The sequence below is a fragment of the Micromonospora sp. WMMD735 genome (assembly GCF_049178995.1).
GTDB lineage: Bacteria > Actinomycetota > Actinomycetes > Mycobacteriales > Micromonosporaceae > Micromonospora > Micromonospora wenchangensis.
Genome location: NZ_JBMHMJ010000002.1, coordinates 2,827,281 through 2,842,724 on the forward strand (window position 1 = coordinate 2,827,281; position 15,444 = coordinate 2,842,724).

Below are 15,444 nucleotides of genomic sequence, written 5' to 3' on the forward strand. Positions count from 1 at the left end.
CGGCCCGACCCGGAGGAGAACCCGATGACCCACCTCTACGACCTGCTCGCCGCCGTCGCCGACGGCGTCGATCCGGGCCCGTTCGCGCTGCTGCGCCGCGACGGCGTCGACCACGTCGACCTGTTCACCGGCCCGGTCGACGTCGCCGACCGGCTCGCCGACCTGCCGCTGCCCGACGGCGCTGCGGGGCCCCGCACGCTGGCGCTGGTGCCCTACCGGCAGATCGCCGAACGGGGCTTCGCCTGCGTGGACGACGGCGTCCCGATGGAGTACCTGACCGTCACCGGGCACGCCACGCTGCCCCTGGCCGAGCTGCTCGCCGCCCTGCCGACCGGGCCGGTGGTCTGCGCCGACGCCGCCTTCGACGTCGACGACGACGAGTACGCCCGGATCGTCGACCGGGTGCTGGCCGAGGAGATCGGTCGGGGGGCGGGGGCGAACTTCGTCATCCACCGCACCCTGCACGCCACCGTGCAGGGCAGCCCGTTGGGTGCCGCGCTGGCGGCGCTGGGCCGGTTGCTGCGCGACGAGCGGGGCGCGTACTGGACGTTCCTGGTGCACACCGGCACCCGGACGCTGGTCGGCGCGAGCCCGGAACGGCACGTTAGCGTCGACGACGGGCTGGTCATGATGAACCCGATCAGCGGCACCTTCCGGCACACCGGGGCCGCCGCCGGGCGGGACGCGCTGCTGCGGTTCCTGCACGACCCGAAGGAGGTCGAGGAGCTGTACATGGTCCTCGACGAGGAGCTGAAGATGATGGCCGGCGTCGCCGAGCACGGCGGGCAGGTCGTCGGGCCGTACCTCAAGGAGATGGCGCACCTGGCGCACACCGAGTACCTGCTGGCCGGCCGGGGCACCCGCGACGTCCGGGAGGTGCTGCGGGAGACCATGTTCGCCCCCACGGTGACCGGCAGCCCGATGCAGAACGCCTGCCGGGTGATCGCCCGGCACGAACGGACCGGCCGGCGCTACTACTCCGGGGTACTGGCGCTGCTGGGCCGCGACGCCGAGGGCCGACAGACGTTGGACGCACCCATCCTGATCCGGACCGCCGAGATCTCCCCCACCGGGCGGCTGCGGGTGCCCGTCGGGGCGACCCTGGTGCGGCACTCCACCGCCGCCGGTGAGGTCGCCGAGACGTACGCCAAGGCCGCCGGGGTGCTCGCCGCGCTGGGGCTCGGCCCGCAGGCGTCGACCGAGGGACCGTACCCGCCGGTGCGGTGGGCCGACGATCCCGAGGTACGGGCGGTGCTCGCCGCCCGCAACACCCCGCTGGCCCGGTTCTGGCTCGACCAGCGTGCCCCCGGCACGACGGTGCTGCCCGGGGCGGCCGGCCGGCGGGCGCTGGTGGTCGACGGCGAGGACACCTTCACCGGGATGCTCGCCCACCAACTGCGTGCCCTGGGCCTGACGGTGGACGTGCGGCCCTGGCACGCCCCCGGCTCCGACGCCGGGTACGACCTGGTGGTGGTCGGCCCCGGACCGGGCGACCCCGGCGCGGTCGACGACCCGAAGATGGCCGCCCTGCGCACGCTGCTGACCGCGCGGCTCGACGCCGGGGCGCCCACCCTGGCGGTGTGCCTGGGGCACCAGCTGCTCAGCGGGCTGCTGGGGTTGCCGCTGCACCGCCGCGCCGCGCCCTACCAGGGCCTGCAACGGGAGGTGTCGCTGTTCGGGGTGCCGCGCCGGGTGGGTTTCTACTCGACGTTCACGGCGCGGGCGGACACCGATCGGATCGGGTCGCCGTACGGGCCGGTGGAGCTGGCCCGGGACCCGGCCGACGGGTCGGTGCACGCGCTGCGCGGGGCGACCTTCGCCGGGGTGCAGTTCCACCCGGAGTCGGTGCTCAGCCGGGACGGCCTGGCGGTGCTGGCCGAGCTGCTGGGGCAGGTGTTGGCCCGACCGGCGCTGACGGCGGGTGGCGGGCCGGTGGGCGGGTAGCGGAGGGCCGGGTGGGCTCCCGGCCCACCCGGCCCGCCGGGCGACTCAGCCGGTGAGGCCGCGCTTGATTGCGGTGCCGATGCGGACCGCCCGCTTGGCGGTCAGCGCGGTGGCCGCGAGCGCCACGTGGTCCGGGGCGACCTCGCCGTTGTTGCTGGTGTGCGAGGCGCCGTACGGGTTGCCGGCGACGAACTGGCTCGGGTCGGTGTAGCCGGGGGTCACCACCACGCCACCCCAGTGGTAGAAGACCGTGAACAGCGACAGCAGGGTCGCCTCCTGGCCGCCGTGCGAGGTGGCGGTGGAGGTGAAACCGCTGTAGACCTTGTCGGCCAGCGCGCCGTTGGCCCACAGCGGGCCGGTGGTGTCGATGAACTGCTTGAGCTGGGCGGCGATCATGCCGTACCGGGTGGGGGAACCGAAGATGACCACGTCGGCCCAGGCCAGGTCGTCGATCTCGGCCTCCATCACGTCCTGGGTCTCCAGCCGGTGCGCCTGCCAGCCCGCGTTGGAACGGATCGCCTCGTCGGGCGCCAACTCCCGGACCTTGCGCAGGCGCACCTCGGCCCCCGCCTCGCCGGCGGCCTCGCAGGCCGCCTGCGCCATCTGGTAGGTGATCCCGGTCGCGCTGTAGTAGATGACCGCAACCTTGACCTGGGCGTCCATCGTCTGTGTCCTCCTCGATTCGGATCAGCTCCGGCGACTACCCGGTGCTTGCCGGATCAAACGTCCGCCCGTGGCATGATCCGGACATGCAGCTACGTGCCGCCACCCCCGGGGACTGGCCGGCGATCTGGCCGTTCCTGCGCGAGATCGTCGCGGCCGGCGAGACGTACACCTGGCCGCGCGACGTGGGTGAGGACGACGCCCGCCGACGCTGGATGGTCGCCCCGCCCGGCCGCACCGTGGTCGCGGTGGACGACGACGCGACGGTGCTGGGGACGGCGAAGCTGGTCGCCAACCAGGAGGGTCCGGGCGACCACGTGGCGAACGCGAGTTTCATGGTCGCGCCGGCCGCGGCGGGTCGCGGCGTCGGTCGGGCGCTCGGGGCGTACGTGCTGGAGCTGGCCCGGCGGGACGGCTACCGGGCGATGCAGTTCAACGCGGTGGTCGCCAGCAACACCCGGGCGGTGGCGCTGTGGCGATCGTTGGGGTTCGCGGTGGTCGGCCGGGTGCCCGAGAGTTTCCGCCACCCCGGTCTCGGCCCGGTCGACCTGCTGGTGATGCACCGCCGCCTCGACTGATCCGTGGCGGTGCGGGGCGTCGCCGCCCCGGCCGGTCGCTCCGGCGGGCGATCCGGGCGGCTGGCGATCCGGGCGGCTCAAGATTTGCGCAAGTTCCAGCCGGGAAGGCTCCCACGGGGGTCGGGAGGCGGATGCTGGTGGGCACGGATGCCGGGGGGTAGGGGTCACCACCGGTGACCCGGGGGGACCTGCACGGGGGATCGCGCTCCGCCGGTTCGACGACCGGCGTAGCGCGGTCAGGGGTGTCCGCCCGGTGTCGGTACCTGCTCCTATGCTGACCGGCGTGGTGGAGCTGACCGGCGACGAGGCGTTGACGTTGCGGATGACCGCGCTGGCCCTGCGGGAGCATCCGGCCGGCCGCCCGTCGGGGGTCGCCGAGGTGGTGGAGTGGTTCGGGGCGATGCAGGCCCAGGACGCGGCGAGCGGCCTGTGGTCGCTGGGGCTTCGGCTGCCCGGCCACACCGAGGCCGACGTGCGGGCCGCCCTGGAACGCCGCGAGGCGCTGCGCACCTGGCCGATGCGCGGCACCGTGCACCTGGTGCCCGGCCGCGACGCCCGCTGGATGCTCGACCTCACCGGCGTACGGGCGCTGGCCGGGGCGCCGGCCCGGCGGGCCACGCTCGGGCTGACGGAGGCCGAGGCCGACCGGGCCGCCGACGTGCTCGGCGCGGCGCTGGCCGGCGGCGGCCGGCTGACCCGCGCGCAGTGCCTGGACACCCTCGCCGCCGCCGGCGTCGACGTCTCCGGTCAACGCGGCTACCACCTGCTCTGGTATGCCAGCCAGCGGGGCGTCACCTGCATCGCCCCGCACGTGGGCACCGAGCAGACCTTCGCGCTGCTCGACGAGTGGGTCCCCGACCCGCACCGGCCCGAACGGGACGAGGCGCTGGGCATCCTGGCCCGGCGGTACTTCCGCAGCCACGGGCCGACGACCCGGCGCGACTTCACCGGGTGGACGGGCCTGACCGCCGCCGACACGAAACGGGCCGTCGCGGTCGCCACCGACGCCGGGGCGTTGACCGCCGTCCGGGTCGACGGGGTGGAGTCGTACCTCGACCCGGCGCTGCTGGACGCACCCCGGCTGCCGGTGGATGACGTGCACGTGCTGCCCGGCTTCGACGAGTACCTGCTCGGCTTCAAGGACCGCGCCCTGATGGTCGAGCCGGCGCACCTGAAGGCGGTGATCCCCGGCGGCAACGGCGTCTTCCAGTGCACCGTGGTGCGCGGCGGCCGGGTGGTGGGCACCTGGAAGCGCCGCCTCGCCCGGACCAGGGTCACCGTGACGGTGCAGCCGCTGGTCCCGCTGGACGGGCCGACCCGGCAGCGGGTCGGGGCGGCGCTGGAGGGTTACGCCCGCTTCCTCGGCCTGCCGCTGCATCTCTCCTGGTAGCTCGCCTTCCGGAGCGGCAGAGCCTTGACAGACGTCGTACGTCATACCAATACTGGCATCGATATGAATTGATTCCGTGTCCCGTCCGGCACATCGAGATGACACCGAACCGGTCGACGTGCGTGACCGCCGCCTCGACTGCCCGTCCCGTGCCAACGTCGACGCTGCGGTGGCGCCTTCACGTCCGGTCGGACGGCTCAGGTGATGAGCTGCGGTGTGACACCCCGAACCGGACGGCGGCCTTCCGGTAAGGAGACGACCCCGTGCCACCTCGCAAACGCCCGGTCCCCTGGCTGGGCACGATCCTGGCCGCCCTCGTCCTGGCCACCGTCGGCGCATACGTCGTCACGAACGCGCCGCCGGCCGCGGCGGCCACCACCGCCGGCTGCGGCAAGGCCCCGGGGCTGAACAGCGGCACCCACACCATCTCCAGCGGCGGCAAGACCCGTAGCTTCATCCTTCGGCTCCCCGACAGCTACGACAACACCTACCCGCACCGGCTGGCCTTCGGTTTCCACTGGCTGGGTGGCACCGCCAGCGCCGTGGCCTCGGGCGGGACCGACGGCGCCGCCTGGGCCTACTACGGCATGCTGTCGCAGTCGAACAACAGCACGATCTTCGTCGCCCCGCAGGGCATCAACAACGGCTGGGCCAACGCCAACGGTGAGGACGTCACCTTCACCGACGACATGATCCGCGTGATCGAGAACGCGCTCTGCGTGGACACGACGCAACGCTTCTCGGTCGGGTTCAGCTACGGCGGCGCGATGAGCTACTCGTTGGCCTGTTCCCGGCCGACGGTGTTCCGTGCGGTCGCCGCCATCGCCGCCCCGGGAGAGATCAGTGGTTGCAGCGGCGGCACCCAGCCCGTGGCGTACCTGGGAATCCACGGAATCAGCGACAACATCCAGAGCGGCCGGTCACTGCGCGACAGGTGGCTCAGGAACAACGGTTGCGCCGCCCAGAACGCCCCCGAGCCCGCCCGGGGCAGCCTGACCCACATCATCACCACCTACTCGTGCCGGGCCGGCTACCCGGTGGTCTGGGCCCCGTTCGACGGCGGCCACCAGCAGGGTCCGGTGGACGGATGCGCCGGCTGCGAAAGCGGCGCGCGAAGCTGGGTCAAGCCCGAGGTGTGGCGGTTCTTCACCCAGTTCGGTTCGACCCCGCCGCCGACCAGCCCGCCCCCGACCAGTACGCCGCCGACCACCGCGCCGACCACGCCGCCGGCCGGCCAGGCGAACGTGCTGATCGCGGGCGGCCCGTCGAGCCGTTGCGTCGACGTCGCCAACTCCAGCACGAGCAACGGCGCCCGGGTGCAGCTGTGGGACTGCCACGGCAACAGCAACCAGCGGTGGACCCGTACCGCCAACCGCACCCTGACCGTCTACGGCAACAAGTGCCTGGACGCCAACGGGTCAGGCACCAGCAACGGCACCGTCGTCCAGATCTGGGACTGCAACGGTGGCGCGAACCAGCAGTGGAACCTGAACAGCAACGGGACCATCACCTCCGCCCAGTCGGGACTCTGCCTGGACGCCGTCGGCAACGGCACCGCCAACGGGACGCAACTCAACCTGTGGACGTGCCACGGAGGCGGAAACCAGCAGTGGGCCCTCCGTAACTGACGGTCCGACACCCCCGCACCACCGTGGCACGACGCCGACGCGCGGTGGCGGTCGCCTCCTTTGGCCGCCACCGCGCGTCGGACGGGTCGCACGGCCCCGGACCGGATCGCGCGACCCCGGACCGGGTCGTCACCGCTGCGGTCGACCGCGCACCCGGTGGGATCAGTCGCCGAGCGCGCCGGCCGACCGACCCTCGTGCAGGGTCAGGTTCCGTCCGGTCGACGGGTCGAACAGGTGGATCTTCTCCAGGTTGAACCAGACCCGCCGGTCCTCGCCCTCCTGCACCGGCGACTCGGCCGACAGCCGGGTCACCAGGTTGCCGCCACCGCCGCTGAAGTCGGCCCCGGCGTCGGCGGCCAACTCCTCCAGCTCGGCGGCGCTGGCCCGCTGCCCCTCGACGGTGAAGTAGACGTACTTGTCGGAGCCCATCGACTCGACGATCTCGGCGGGGGCGGTGAACTCCATCCCCCGGGCCCGCGCCTCGTCGTCGATCAGCTCGGCGTCCTCGAAGTGCTCGGGGCGGATGCCGAGGATCAGCTCCCGGGGCGCGTCGGCCCCCTCCAGCTCGCGGCGGATCCGGTCGCCGATCGGCACGTCACCCAGGGCGGTCCGCAGCTTCCCCTCCTCCACGGCGGCGTGCAGGAAGTTCATCGACGGGGAGCCGATGAACCCGGCGACAAACAGGTTGCGGGGGTGGTCGTACAGCTCCTGGGGCGGGCCGACCTGCTGGATCGCGCCACCCCGCATGATGACCACGCGGTCGCCGAGGGTCATCGCCTCGGTCTGGTCGTGGGTCACGTAGACGGTGGTGGTGCCGAGCTTCTTCTGCAGCCGGGACACCACCGTGCGCATCTGCACCCGGAGCTTGGCGTCCAGGTTGGACAACGGCTCGTCCATCAGGAACGCCTTGGGTTGCCGCACGATGGCCCGGCCCATCGCCACCCGCTGCCGCTGCCCGCCGGAGAGGTTGGCCGGCTTGCGGTCCAGCAGCGGGGTCAGCTCCAGCACCTTCGCCGCCTCCTCGACCTTGGCGGTGATGGTCTCCTTGTCGAGCTTGGCCAGCCGCAGCGGGAAGGCCATGTTCTCCCGGACGGTCATGTTCGGGTAGAGCGCGTACGACTGGAACACCATCGCGATGTCCCGGTCGCGGGGCGCCTTGTCGTTGACCCGTTCCCCGCCGATGCGCAGCTCCCCGGAGCTGATGTCCTCCAGCCCGGCGATCATGTTGAGGGTGGTGGACTTCCCGCAGCCGGACGGGCCGACCAGGATGACGAACTCGCCGTCGGCGATCTCCAGGTCGACGTCCTGCACCGCGACGGTGCCGTCGGGGAAGCTCTTGCTCACCTTGTCCAGCACGATGTCAGCCATTGTTGTCACCTATCCCTTGACGGCGCCGGAGGTCAGACCGGAGACGATGCGGCGCTGGAAGAAGAGCACGAACAGGATGATCGGAATGGTGATCACCACGGCGGCGGCGCAGATCGCCCCGGTGGGGTCCTCGAACTGCGACTCGCCGGTGAAGAACGACAGCGCCACCGGCACCGTCCGGGCCCGCTCGGTGGAGGTGAGCGTGATGGCGAACAGGAAGTCGTTCCAGCAGAAGATGAAGACCAGGATCGCCGTGGTGAACAGCCCCGGGGCGGCCAGCGGGGCGATCACCCGGCGGAACGCCTGCCCCTGGGTCGCGCCGTCCATCTTCGCCGCCTTCTCCAGGTCCCACGGGATCTGCTTGAAGAACGCCGACAGCGTGTAGATCGCCAGCGGCAGGGCGAAGGTGATGTACGGCAGGATCAGCCCCGGCCAGGTGTCGAAGAGGCCGAGCTGCCGTTCGATCTCGAACAGCGGCGACACCAGCGACACCTGCGGGAACATCGCGATCAGCAGGGACACCCCGACCAGCAGCCGCTTGCCGGGGAAGTCCAGGCGGCTGATCGCGTACGCGGCCATCGCGCCGAGGACCACCGCGATGAGCGTGGCGATCAGGGCGATGCCGATCGAGTTGACCAGGGCGCGGACGAACTGGTCGGTGTCGAAGATGCTCTTGTAGTTGTCCAGCGTCCACTCCCGGGGCCAGAACCTGCCGTCGGTGAGGGTGGCCGGGGTCTTGAACGACAGGGAGGCGATCCAGAGCACGGGGACCAGGGCAAAGACGACGACGATGACGTCGATCAGGCCCCAGCGCAGCTTCGCCCGGGTGGTGGTGTCGGCCATGTCAGCGCCTCTCCCCGTCGTCGCTGCCCGGGGCAGCGGTGCCGAACAGCTTCACGAAGACGAACGCGATGATCGCCACCGTGATGAAGATCAGCACGGACATCGTGGAGCCGATGCCGAGGTTGAGCCCCCGGATCAGGTTGTTGTAGGCGAGCATCGACACCGACGAGGTCTCGTTGCCGCCGTTGGTGAGCACGAAGATGTTGTCGAAGACCCGGAACGCGTCCAGGGTGCGGAACAGCAGCGCGACGAGGATGGCCGGCTTCATCACCGGCAGCATCACCTTGGTGAACCGCTGCCAGGCCGTCGCCCCGTCGGTGGAGGCCGCCTTGAGCAGGTCTTCGGGCACCAGCGCCAGCCCGGCCATCAGCAGCAGGGCCATGAACGGGGTGGTCTTCCAGATCTCGGCCAGCATGATGATCGCCAGCGAGCTGGCCCGCTCGGTCAGCGGGGCGCTGCCGTCGAACAGGTTGGCCAGGTAGCCGGTGCCGGGCGTCCAGGCGTACCGCCAGGAGAACGCGGCGACGACCGTGACGATGCCGTAGGGGATGAGCGCGGCGGTCCGCACGATGCCCCGGCCGACCAGGGTGCGGTGCATGACCAGGGCCAGCCCCATGCCGAGCACCAGTTCCACCGCGACGGTGACCACCGTGATCAGCATGGTCACCCCGAACGCGGTCCACCAGAACTCGTTGGTGAGCACGGTGACGTAGTTCTCCAGCCCGATGAACTCGCGCTGGTCGGGGAAGCGCAGGTCGAAGCGCTGCAACGACAGCCAGACCGAATAGATGATCGGGTACGCGGTGACCAGCACCATGACCAGCGCGGCCGGGGCGCACAGCAGCCAGCCCAGTTTCCGTTCGGCCTTCTTGTTCTCGCTCAGCGGGGCTCGCCGGCTCACGGCAGGACCCCCTTGGACTGGAGCGCGTCGGAGATCGCCTCGCGCAGCTCCTTGGCGGTCTGCTCCGGCCGGATCGCCGACGGCGGCGACAGGATCGCCGACATCACCGTGGAGATGCTCTGGTACGCGGGGGTCAGCGGGCGGACCGCCGGCTCCTTCAGCTCCTCCAGGATGGTCTCCTTCATCGGGTACGCCTCGTCCATCTCCGGGTCGTCGTAGACCGACTCGATGGTCGGGGGCACCCCGTCGTTGACCGCGGAGAACTTCTGGTTCTTGGCGTCCCTGATGCACCTGGCCGCCTCGAAGGACTCCGTCGGGTGCTTGGAGTAGGCGCTGACCGCCATGTTGACCCCGCCGATGGTGACCTTGCTGGGGGTGTTCGCATCGATGCCTGGCACCCGGGCCCACGTGACCTTCTTGGCCAGTTCCGGGTCGGCCTCCTGCAACGCCGGGTAGACGAACGGCCAGTTGACCTGGAACGCGCCCTTGCCGGACTGGAAGTCGAGCCGGACGGGATCCTCGGTGGAGTTGCTGAACGACGGCGACGTCACGCCCGACGTGGCGAACCGCTGGAGCTGGTCGAGGGCCTTGACGGTGCCGTCGTCCATCACGGCCTTCTTGCCGTCGTCACTGAGGATCTTGCCCCCGGCGCTCTCGGCCAGGGTGTTGTAGAGCACCACCAGGCCCTCGTACTGCGCGCCCATGGTGAGCACCTGGTACGGCTTGCCCTGCCCCTTGAGGTCCTTGGCGACGCTGATCATGTCGTCCCAGCTCTTCGGGGCCTCCGGGACCAGGTCGCTGCGGTACCAGAGCAGCTGCACGTTGGTGTTCTTCGGCGCCCCGTAGAGCTTGTCCTCGTAGCGGGCGGTGTCCAGTGGGCCGGCGAGGGTGCCCTGTTCGACCTCGGCCTTGTCCTGGCCGGTCCACTCGCGGATCCACTTGGCGCTGGCGAACTCCTGGGTCCAGGTGACGTCGAGGCCGAGCACGTCCATCCCGGTGTCCTCGGCGGCCAGCCGGCGCACGAGCTGCACCCGCTGGTCGTCGGCCTGCCGGGGCAGCACCCGGTAGGCGATCCGGTAGCGCCCCTCGGCGCGGGTGTTGCAGTCGTCGACGACCTTCTGCAGGTTCTGCTCGGGTGGGTAGTACAGGTTGATCGTGGGCGTACCACCGCCACCGTCGTCGGCGCCGCACGCGGCCAGCGGCGCGACCAGCGCCAGCGCGGCGGCGGCCGCCCCGGCCCGGAGCGCCGGCCGACGCCGGTGTCGGGCCGTTCCGGGGTCCGTCATCGCCCCTCCCCTCTCTTCGGCGAAAACCGGGGAGGTCACCGGTGCCCCGTCATCAGGCTGGTGAAGTGCGGAAACGCGCCGCCCCGGGGTGTTCCGTGGGCCTACACTGCCCGACCTGCGAAGTCGTGAAACCTGTCGGTAACCGAAGTCGGGACGGACGGGGCAGGCCCGCTGCGGGGGCGTCACCGGCGTCCGGGTCGTGCCCGTCCGGGCGGTTTCAGCGCCGGGGTCTGGCCCAGGACAGGAAACGTTCGGTCATCCGGGCCGGGGGGTGTCCCGGGTGCAGCTGGGTGAGCTGGTTGGTCGCCTCGTGCATCAGGGTGCCGAGGTAGACCAGCAGCCCGGTGCGGTCCCTGCGGTACTCGGTGAGCAGGGCGAGCTTGGCCGGTTGGCAGGGCCACTCCCGGCCACAGTTGCGGCACCGCCACAGCGGGCGCATCGCGACGTGCGGGACCGGCGGTCGGACCACCATCACCGCCACCTCCTCGAATCGTGGGCGCGGTCGGCACCGGCCGTCGCGGCCCGGGGCCGAGCGCGTCGGCATGGGACTGGAGGGGGCCGCTCCCGCACGGGGGGGGTCGGGAGCGGCCCCGGGCAGGGCCCGCTGCCGCCCTCCCCGGCTGCCAGCGGGCCCGCCACGGGTGACAGTCTGCTGACCGGACCACTACTGTCGATACACGCTCACGCCATCTGCGCAGCTCAGCGGGATGGGTGAGCAACCACGAGCGACCCGCCGGTCCACGGTGGGCGGAAACCGGGGGTGTGATGGGGACGGCCACCGACTACGTGTTGGAGGAGTTACGCCTGTTCCGGGCGTCGCTCGCGCTCAGCCAGGAGGATTTCGGTAAGGGCATCGGCTACTCGGGGTCGCACGTCAGCTCGGTGGAGACCGGCGGCCGGGCGCCCACGAAGGAGTTCATGAAGGCCGTCGACGGCCACCACGACACCGGCGGGCGTTTCCTGCGGATGCTGGACCGGTTGGGCCGGCTCGACGCCGAGCCCGCCTGGTTGCGGGAGTGGATCGAGTTCGAGCGGGGGGCGACCACGCTGCGCTGGTTCGAGCTGGCGTACGTGCCGGGCCTGTTGCAGACCGAGCGGTACGCCCGCGCGACGCTGGCCGGCGGCCGGTTCGCCCCGGAGGACGTCGACCGGATCGTGGCGTCCCGGCTCGAACGGCAGGCGATCCTGCGGCGGGAACGCCCACCGCAGCTCATCTGCGTCATCGACGAGACGGTGCTGCGCCGGCCGGTGCTCGACCAGCCGGGGCTGATGATCGAGCAGTGCGAGCACCTGGCCCGGCTGACCGCCGAGGAGCACATCCAGGTGCACATCGTGCCGACGGACGCCGGCATGTACCTGGGGTTGGCCGGGCAGTTCATCATCGCCGAGATGCCCGACGGCGAGCGGGTGGCCCACGCGGACAACCAGCTCACCGCGCAGATCGTCGATACGCCGACCGATGTCGCTACGCTGGCCAGAACGTGGGAGATCGTGCGGAACGAGGCGCTCCCCCGCCGGCAGTCAGTCGAGCTGATCGAGGAAGTGGCGAAGTCATGGACATGATGACCCCGCAGTGGCGGAAGTCGACCAGGTCCGGCGGCAACGGCGGGTCGTGCGTCGAGGTCGCCGACAACCTGCCCGGCCGGGTGCTGGTGCGCGACACCAAGGACCGCGAGGGCGGCACCCTTCACTTCGACCGTACGGCCTGGACGGCGTTCGTCGGCTACGCCAAGCGGCACTGATCCGGGCGACCGACCGGGCTCCACGCACCGTCGGGAGCCTGGTCGGTCCCGGTCGCCCCGCAGGATCGACCCACGTGGGGCGCAGCAGCGGTGTCCCGGTCCGGCGGACACCGCAACATCGACCCCGTGGAGTCGATCAACCCGCGCCCCGCCCGCGTCCCCTCGGCCGACCACGACTGTCCGGATGGCGGGTGTGACGGGCTGTCCCCGGGCATGCCGGGTGCACTAGCGTTGACGCACTCACTCCACCAGGCCGGCGCGTCGCCGTCGTAGTCGATACGCCTCCGGCCGACATCAGCCTGCCCGTTCGGTGGGTTCTCCCGCGAACTCCCCCTGCGCGCCCCCGGTCCGGGCAGGATCGTCCTCAACGAGGAGGTGCCCCGTGGTGCAGGACACCCGCGCTCTCGCCCTGACGTTCGAGGTGAGCGGCCTGCCACCGGTGAAAACCGAGGCGCTGTCCCTCTTCACCGCCGGCCATCGGCAGGCGACGAGGGTACGCGCCCTGCTCGAGGCGGCCTGCGCCGCGGCCCAGCAGACCGGCTGGACGCCGTTGGCCGGGCCGGTCGAGGTCGACCTGATCCTGCGGTGCCCACCCGGGCACCGCACCTCCGACGCCAGCACCCTGCTGGGCGGGGTGTGCGCGGTGCTCCAGGACAAGAAGCGGGTGGCCAACATCGGGTTGGCCCACCTCGGGGTCCTGGTCGACGTCGCGCTCTACGCCGACGACCGGCAGATCCGCCGGTTGTCGTTCCGGGAGGAGCCGGCGGAAAACCTCTCGTACCAGGTCCGGGTGGCCGCCGCGCCAGCCGTGGTTTGACCGACGCCCGCGGTGGGGTACCGCGGACGCCGACGAAGGGAGCACCGATGTCGGAGCCACATGTCACGCTCGACCCGCGCGGGCTCGACCCGGTGCAGCAGAAGCTGCGCGGCCCGCTGGAGGATCAGCTGACCTCGGCGCTGCAGGCCGCCACCGACCGGGTCCGGGCCAACTACGCGGGCGAACCGGTCGAGCAGGTCTGCCAACAACTGCTCGACGAGACCCGTTCCGGGCTGCACCCGGACATCGCCGCCGGCTTCCGCCCCGACATGGACGAGTTCTGCCGGGTCGCGGTGGCGATCGTCCGCAACGAGATCTCCTGAACCCCCGACGGGGTCGGCGTCCGCCGGCCCCGCCGCCACCGGAGACATCCGCCCTGGCCGCAGGCTGAACCCCGGCGGGTCAGTAGCGGCCGAGGTTGGCCGCCGGGCAGATCACGATGCGCGGCGCGTGCCGCGGGTCCAGCCAGCGCAGCACCGACACCAGGTCGGTGTGGGACAGGCTGACGCAGCCGGCGGTCGGGCCGCCGGCAGGGGTGCTGAACTCGTGCAGGAAGATGCCGCTGCCCGCGTCCGGCACCGGCTTCGACACGTTCGGCGGCATGTTGTAGGTGATCACCGCGAAGTGGGTGTACGCCGGCACCTCCCGCCACAGCGCCTCGCTGTAGCCGCCCGGGTTCGTGGTGCTGTGCTGGAAGGTGTTGTAGGCCGGCGAGTCGGGGTTCTCGTTCCACCAGTCGTTCGTGACCACCCGGTGGTAGGGGAACCGGACGCCCGGGTCGGCGGCGATGCCGTACATGGTGGGGCCGAACGAATACACCCCGGTCGGGGTGGTCGCCACGCCCTCGGTGTGGTGGTCGCTGAAGCCCTTCGCGCCCACCCGGGCGGGCAGCGGGGCGGAGACGGGCACCCAGTGGCCGCCCGCCCGGTGGAACGTCTCCAGGGTGGCGTGGGTGGTCGAATAGCCGCTGCCGGTGACGATGACGACCTGCCGGGTCGCGGCGGGCAGGGTGGTCAACCCGGAGGCCCGGTTCGGTGGCGGGACCGGCCGGCCCCGGCCCGTCGCCGGGTCCGTGTCGCGCCCGTCCGTCCGGGGTGTGGTCTGCATTCCGCCGATGATCGCACCGTCGCCGGTGCGGCGGTGCCCCGCCGCACCGGGGCCGGTGTTCAGCCCGCTGGGGCGGGTGACGCGGATCGGTGGGTCAGGGTCGGGTCCGCAACTCCCCGACCCTGACCGCCAGCCGTCCGGCCCGGCGGCGGTTCGCGCCGGTGCGGGCGCGACGGGCGGGTCAGGCCGGTACCGTCGGGCCCGGCACGCGGACCAGGCCCGCCAGCACTCAGCTCCCCGGTGCCCCGGTGCCGGACTTCGGCGCGTTCCCGACCACCCCGATCGGTCGTGAACGCCGGCCCAGGTTAGGCAGCCGCCCGATGGCCGGGCAAGCAGGCCGACGGGGTCACGGAGGTGATTGCCGCCGGGGCGCAATTGCGGCATCCCGACGTGACACGGTCAGCCGGCCGGACGCTGTTGGCTCTCAGAAGTGGGCGAGCAGATCGGGGAAGGCGGCCAGCCGGATCACCCCGGTGTCGGCCGGGTCGAGGTCGTCGTCCTCCAGCACCCAGGTGTTCTCGTTGGGGATGAACACCGCCCGCATCCCGGCCGCCCGCGCCGGCAGGATGTCCGACTTCGGGGAGTTGCCGATCATCCAGGCGTCGGCCGGGGCGAAGCCGTGCTCCCGGGCCAGCCACCGGTAGGTGCCGGTGTCCTTCTCGGGCACGATGTGCGCCGCGGCGAAGTGGTGCAGCAGGCCGCAGGCGTCCAGCTTGCGCTGCTGCTCGGCCCGGTCACCCTTGGTCAGCAGCAGCAGGTCGTAGCGGCTGGCCAGGGCGTCGAGGGTGTCGGCGACCCCGGGCATCAGCTCGACCTCGTGGTTGACCAACGCGGTGGCCAGCCGGTCGATGTCCGCGCGTTCCCGGTCGGTGGCCGGTCGCTCCCGCAGCCGCTCCAGGCACTCGCCGAGGCTGCGCAGGAACACCTTGCTGCCGTAGCCGTGGGCCACCGCGTTGGCCCGCTCGATGTCGTCGAGCACGGTACGGATCTGGGCCCGGTCGAGCGTCGGGTGGTCGAGCCAGTCCAGGAAGTCGTCGATCACCCGCTCGAACACGACGTTGTTCTCCCAGAGCGTGTCGTCGGCGTCGAAGATCAACGTCGTCGCGCCCGCCCCCGGGGCCGTTCCGTTCCCACCCGTACTCATCCGGTCCCCTCCCGACAGGATCGCCCCGCCCGA

16 protein-coding genes are annotated in these 15,444 nt (G+C 71.8%); 8 read left to right on the forward strand and 8 right to left on the reverse strand.

The genetic code is table 11. The features are described from left to right. Positions 1 to 24: 24 nt before the first annotated feature. Entirely contained in the window at positions 25 to 1,944 is a 1,920-nt protein-coding gene (locus tag ACN268_RS11800; protein ID WP_421483243.1) for an anthranilate synthase family protein, read from the forward strand. A gap of 45 nt (positions 1,945 to 1,989) precedes the next feature. Here ACN268_RS11800 and wrbA read toward each other — a convergent pair whose 3' ends face one another. Beyond that, on the reverse strand, positions 1,990 to 2,607 hold the full coding sequence (gene wrbA / locus ACN268_RS11805; RefSeq protein ID WP_421483244.1) for an NAD(P)H:quinone oxidoreductase: 618 nt from the start codon (positions 2,605 to 2,607) through the stop codon (positions 1,990 to 1,992). Positions 2,608 to 2,693: 86 nt separating this feature from the next. Between wrbA and ACN268_RS11810 the strand changes: the two genes are divergently transcribed. The 3 genes from ACN268_RS11810 to ACN268_RS11820 all read left to right on the forward strand — a co-directional run bounded on the left by ACN268_RS11810 (position 2,694) and on the right by ACN268_RS11820 (position 6,203). Beyond that, a complete protein-coding gene (locus ACN268_RS11810; RefSeq protein ID WP_421483245.1) occupies positions 2,694 to 3,185 on the forward strand; it encodes a GNAT family N-acetyltransferase in 492 nt (163 codons plus the stop codon). Positions 3,186 to 3,456: 271 nt separating this feature from the next. Next, positions 3,457 to 4,575, forward strand: a complete 1,119-nt coding sequence (locus ACN268_RS11815) for a winged helix DNA-binding domain-containing protein (RefSeq protein ID WP_421483246.1) — start codon at positions 3,457 to 3,459, stop codon at positions 4,573 to 4,575. A gap of 263 nt (positions 4,576 to 4,838) precedes the next feature. Beyond that, positions 4,839 to 6,203 (forward strand): ricin-type beta-trefoil lectin domain protein, encoded by a 1,365-nt coding sequence (locus ACN268_RS11820; protein ID WP_421483247.1) that lies wholly within the window; start codon positions 4,839 to 4,841, stop codon positions 6,201 to 6,203. Positions 6,204 to 6,365: 162 nt separating this feature from the next. Here the strand turns inward: ACN268_RS11820 and ACN268_RS11825 are convergent, their stop codons facing one another. The 5 genes from ACN268_RS11825 to ACN268_RS11845 all read right to left on the reverse strand — a co-directional run bounded on the left by ACN268_RS11825 (position 6,366) and on the right by ACN268_RS11845 (position 11,073). Next, complete coding sequence (locus ACN268_RS11825) at positions 6,366 to 7,571, reverse strand: ABC transporter ATP-binding protein (RefSeq protein WP_421483249.1); 1,206 nt, start codon at positions 7,569 to 7,571, stop codon at positions 6,366 to 6,368. Between the two features lie 9 nt (positions 7,572 to 7,580). Further along, positions 7,581 to 8,414 (reverse strand): carbohydrate ABC transporter permease, encoded by an 834-nt coding sequence (locus ACN268_RS11830; protein ID WP_421483251.1) that lies wholly within the window; start codon positions 8,412 to 8,414, stop codon positions 7,581 to 7,583. Between the two features lies 1 nt (position 8,415). After that, positions 8,416 to 9,315 (reverse strand): carbohydrate ABC transporter permease, encoded by a 900-nt coding sequence (locus ACN268_RS11835; RefSeq protein WP_088647563.1) that lies wholly within the window; start codon positions 9,313 to 9,315, stop codon positions 8,416 to 8,418. Beyond that, entirely contained in the window at positions 9,312 to 10,601 is a 1,290-nt protein-coding gene (locus ACN268_RS11840) for an ABC transporter substrate-binding protein (RefSeq protein ID WP_421483252.1), read from the reverse strand. The genes ACN268_RS11835 and ACN268_RS11840 overlap by 4 nt, the downstream gene beginning before the upstream one ends. A gap of 217 nt (positions 10,602 to 10,818) precedes the next feature. Further along, positions 10,819 to 11,073 (reverse strand): flavin reductase, encoded by a 255-nt coding sequence (locus ACN268_RS11845; RefSeq protein ID WP_421483253.1) that lies wholly within the window; start codon positions 11,071 to 11,073, stop codon positions 10,819 to 10,821. A gap of 293 nt (positions 11,074 to 11,366) precedes the next feature. Between ACN268_RS11845 and ACN268_RS11850 the strand changes: the two genes are divergently transcribed. The 4 genes from ACN268_RS11850 to ACN268_RS11865 all read left to right on the forward strand — a co-directional run bounded on the left by ACN268_RS11850 (position 11,367) and on the right by ACN268_RS11865 (position 13,483). Continuing rightward, a complete protein-coding gene (locus tag ACN268_RS11850) occupies positions 11,367 to 12,164 on the forward strand; it encodes a helix-turn-helix domain-containing protein (protein WP_421483254.1) in 798 nt (265 codons plus the stop codon). Further along, positions 12,161 to 12,343, forward strand: a complete 183-nt coding sequence (locus ACN268_RS11855; protein ID WP_208569833.1) for a DUF397 domain-containing protein — start codon at positions 12,161 to 12,163, stop codon at positions 12,341 to 12,343. The genes ACN268_RS11850 and ACN268_RS11855 overlap by 4 nt, the downstream gene beginning before the upstream one ends. Positions 12,344 to 12,728: 385 nt before the next feature. Then, positions 12,729 to 13,160 carry a hypothetical protein gene (locus ACN268_RS11860; protein WP_421486863.1) on the forward strand — a complete coding sequence of 144 codons (432 nt, stop codon included), beginning with the start codon at positions 12,729 to 12,731 and terminating at the stop codon, positions 13,158 to 13,160. A gap of 47 nt (positions 13,161 to 13,207) precedes the next feature. Further along, a complete protein-coding gene (locus ACN268_RS11865) occupies positions 13,208 to 13,483 on the forward strand; it encodes a hypothetical protein (RefSeq protein WP_421483256.1) in 276 nt (91 codons plus the stop codon). Positions 13,484 to 13,562: 79 nt separating this feature from the next. On the opposite strand, the gene ACN268_RS11870 is transcribed toward ACN268_RS11865, so the two are convergent. Both ACN268_RS11870 and ACN268_RS11875 read right to left on the reverse strand, forming a co-directional pair. After that, positions 13,563 to 14,267, reverse strand: a complete 705-nt coding sequence (locus ACN268_RS11870; protein ID WP_421483257.1) for a L,D-transpeptidase family protein — start codon at positions 14,265 to 14,267, stop codon at positions 13,563 to 13,565. Between the two features lie 424 nt (positions 14,268 to 14,691). Next, positions 14,692 to 15,411 (reverse strand): HAD family hydrolase, encoded by a 720-nt coding sequence (locus tag ACN268_RS11875; protein ID WP_421483258.1) that lies wholly within the window; start codon positions 15,409 to 15,411, stop codon positions 14,692 to 14,694. Positions 15,412 to 15,444: the final 33 nt, after the last annotated feature.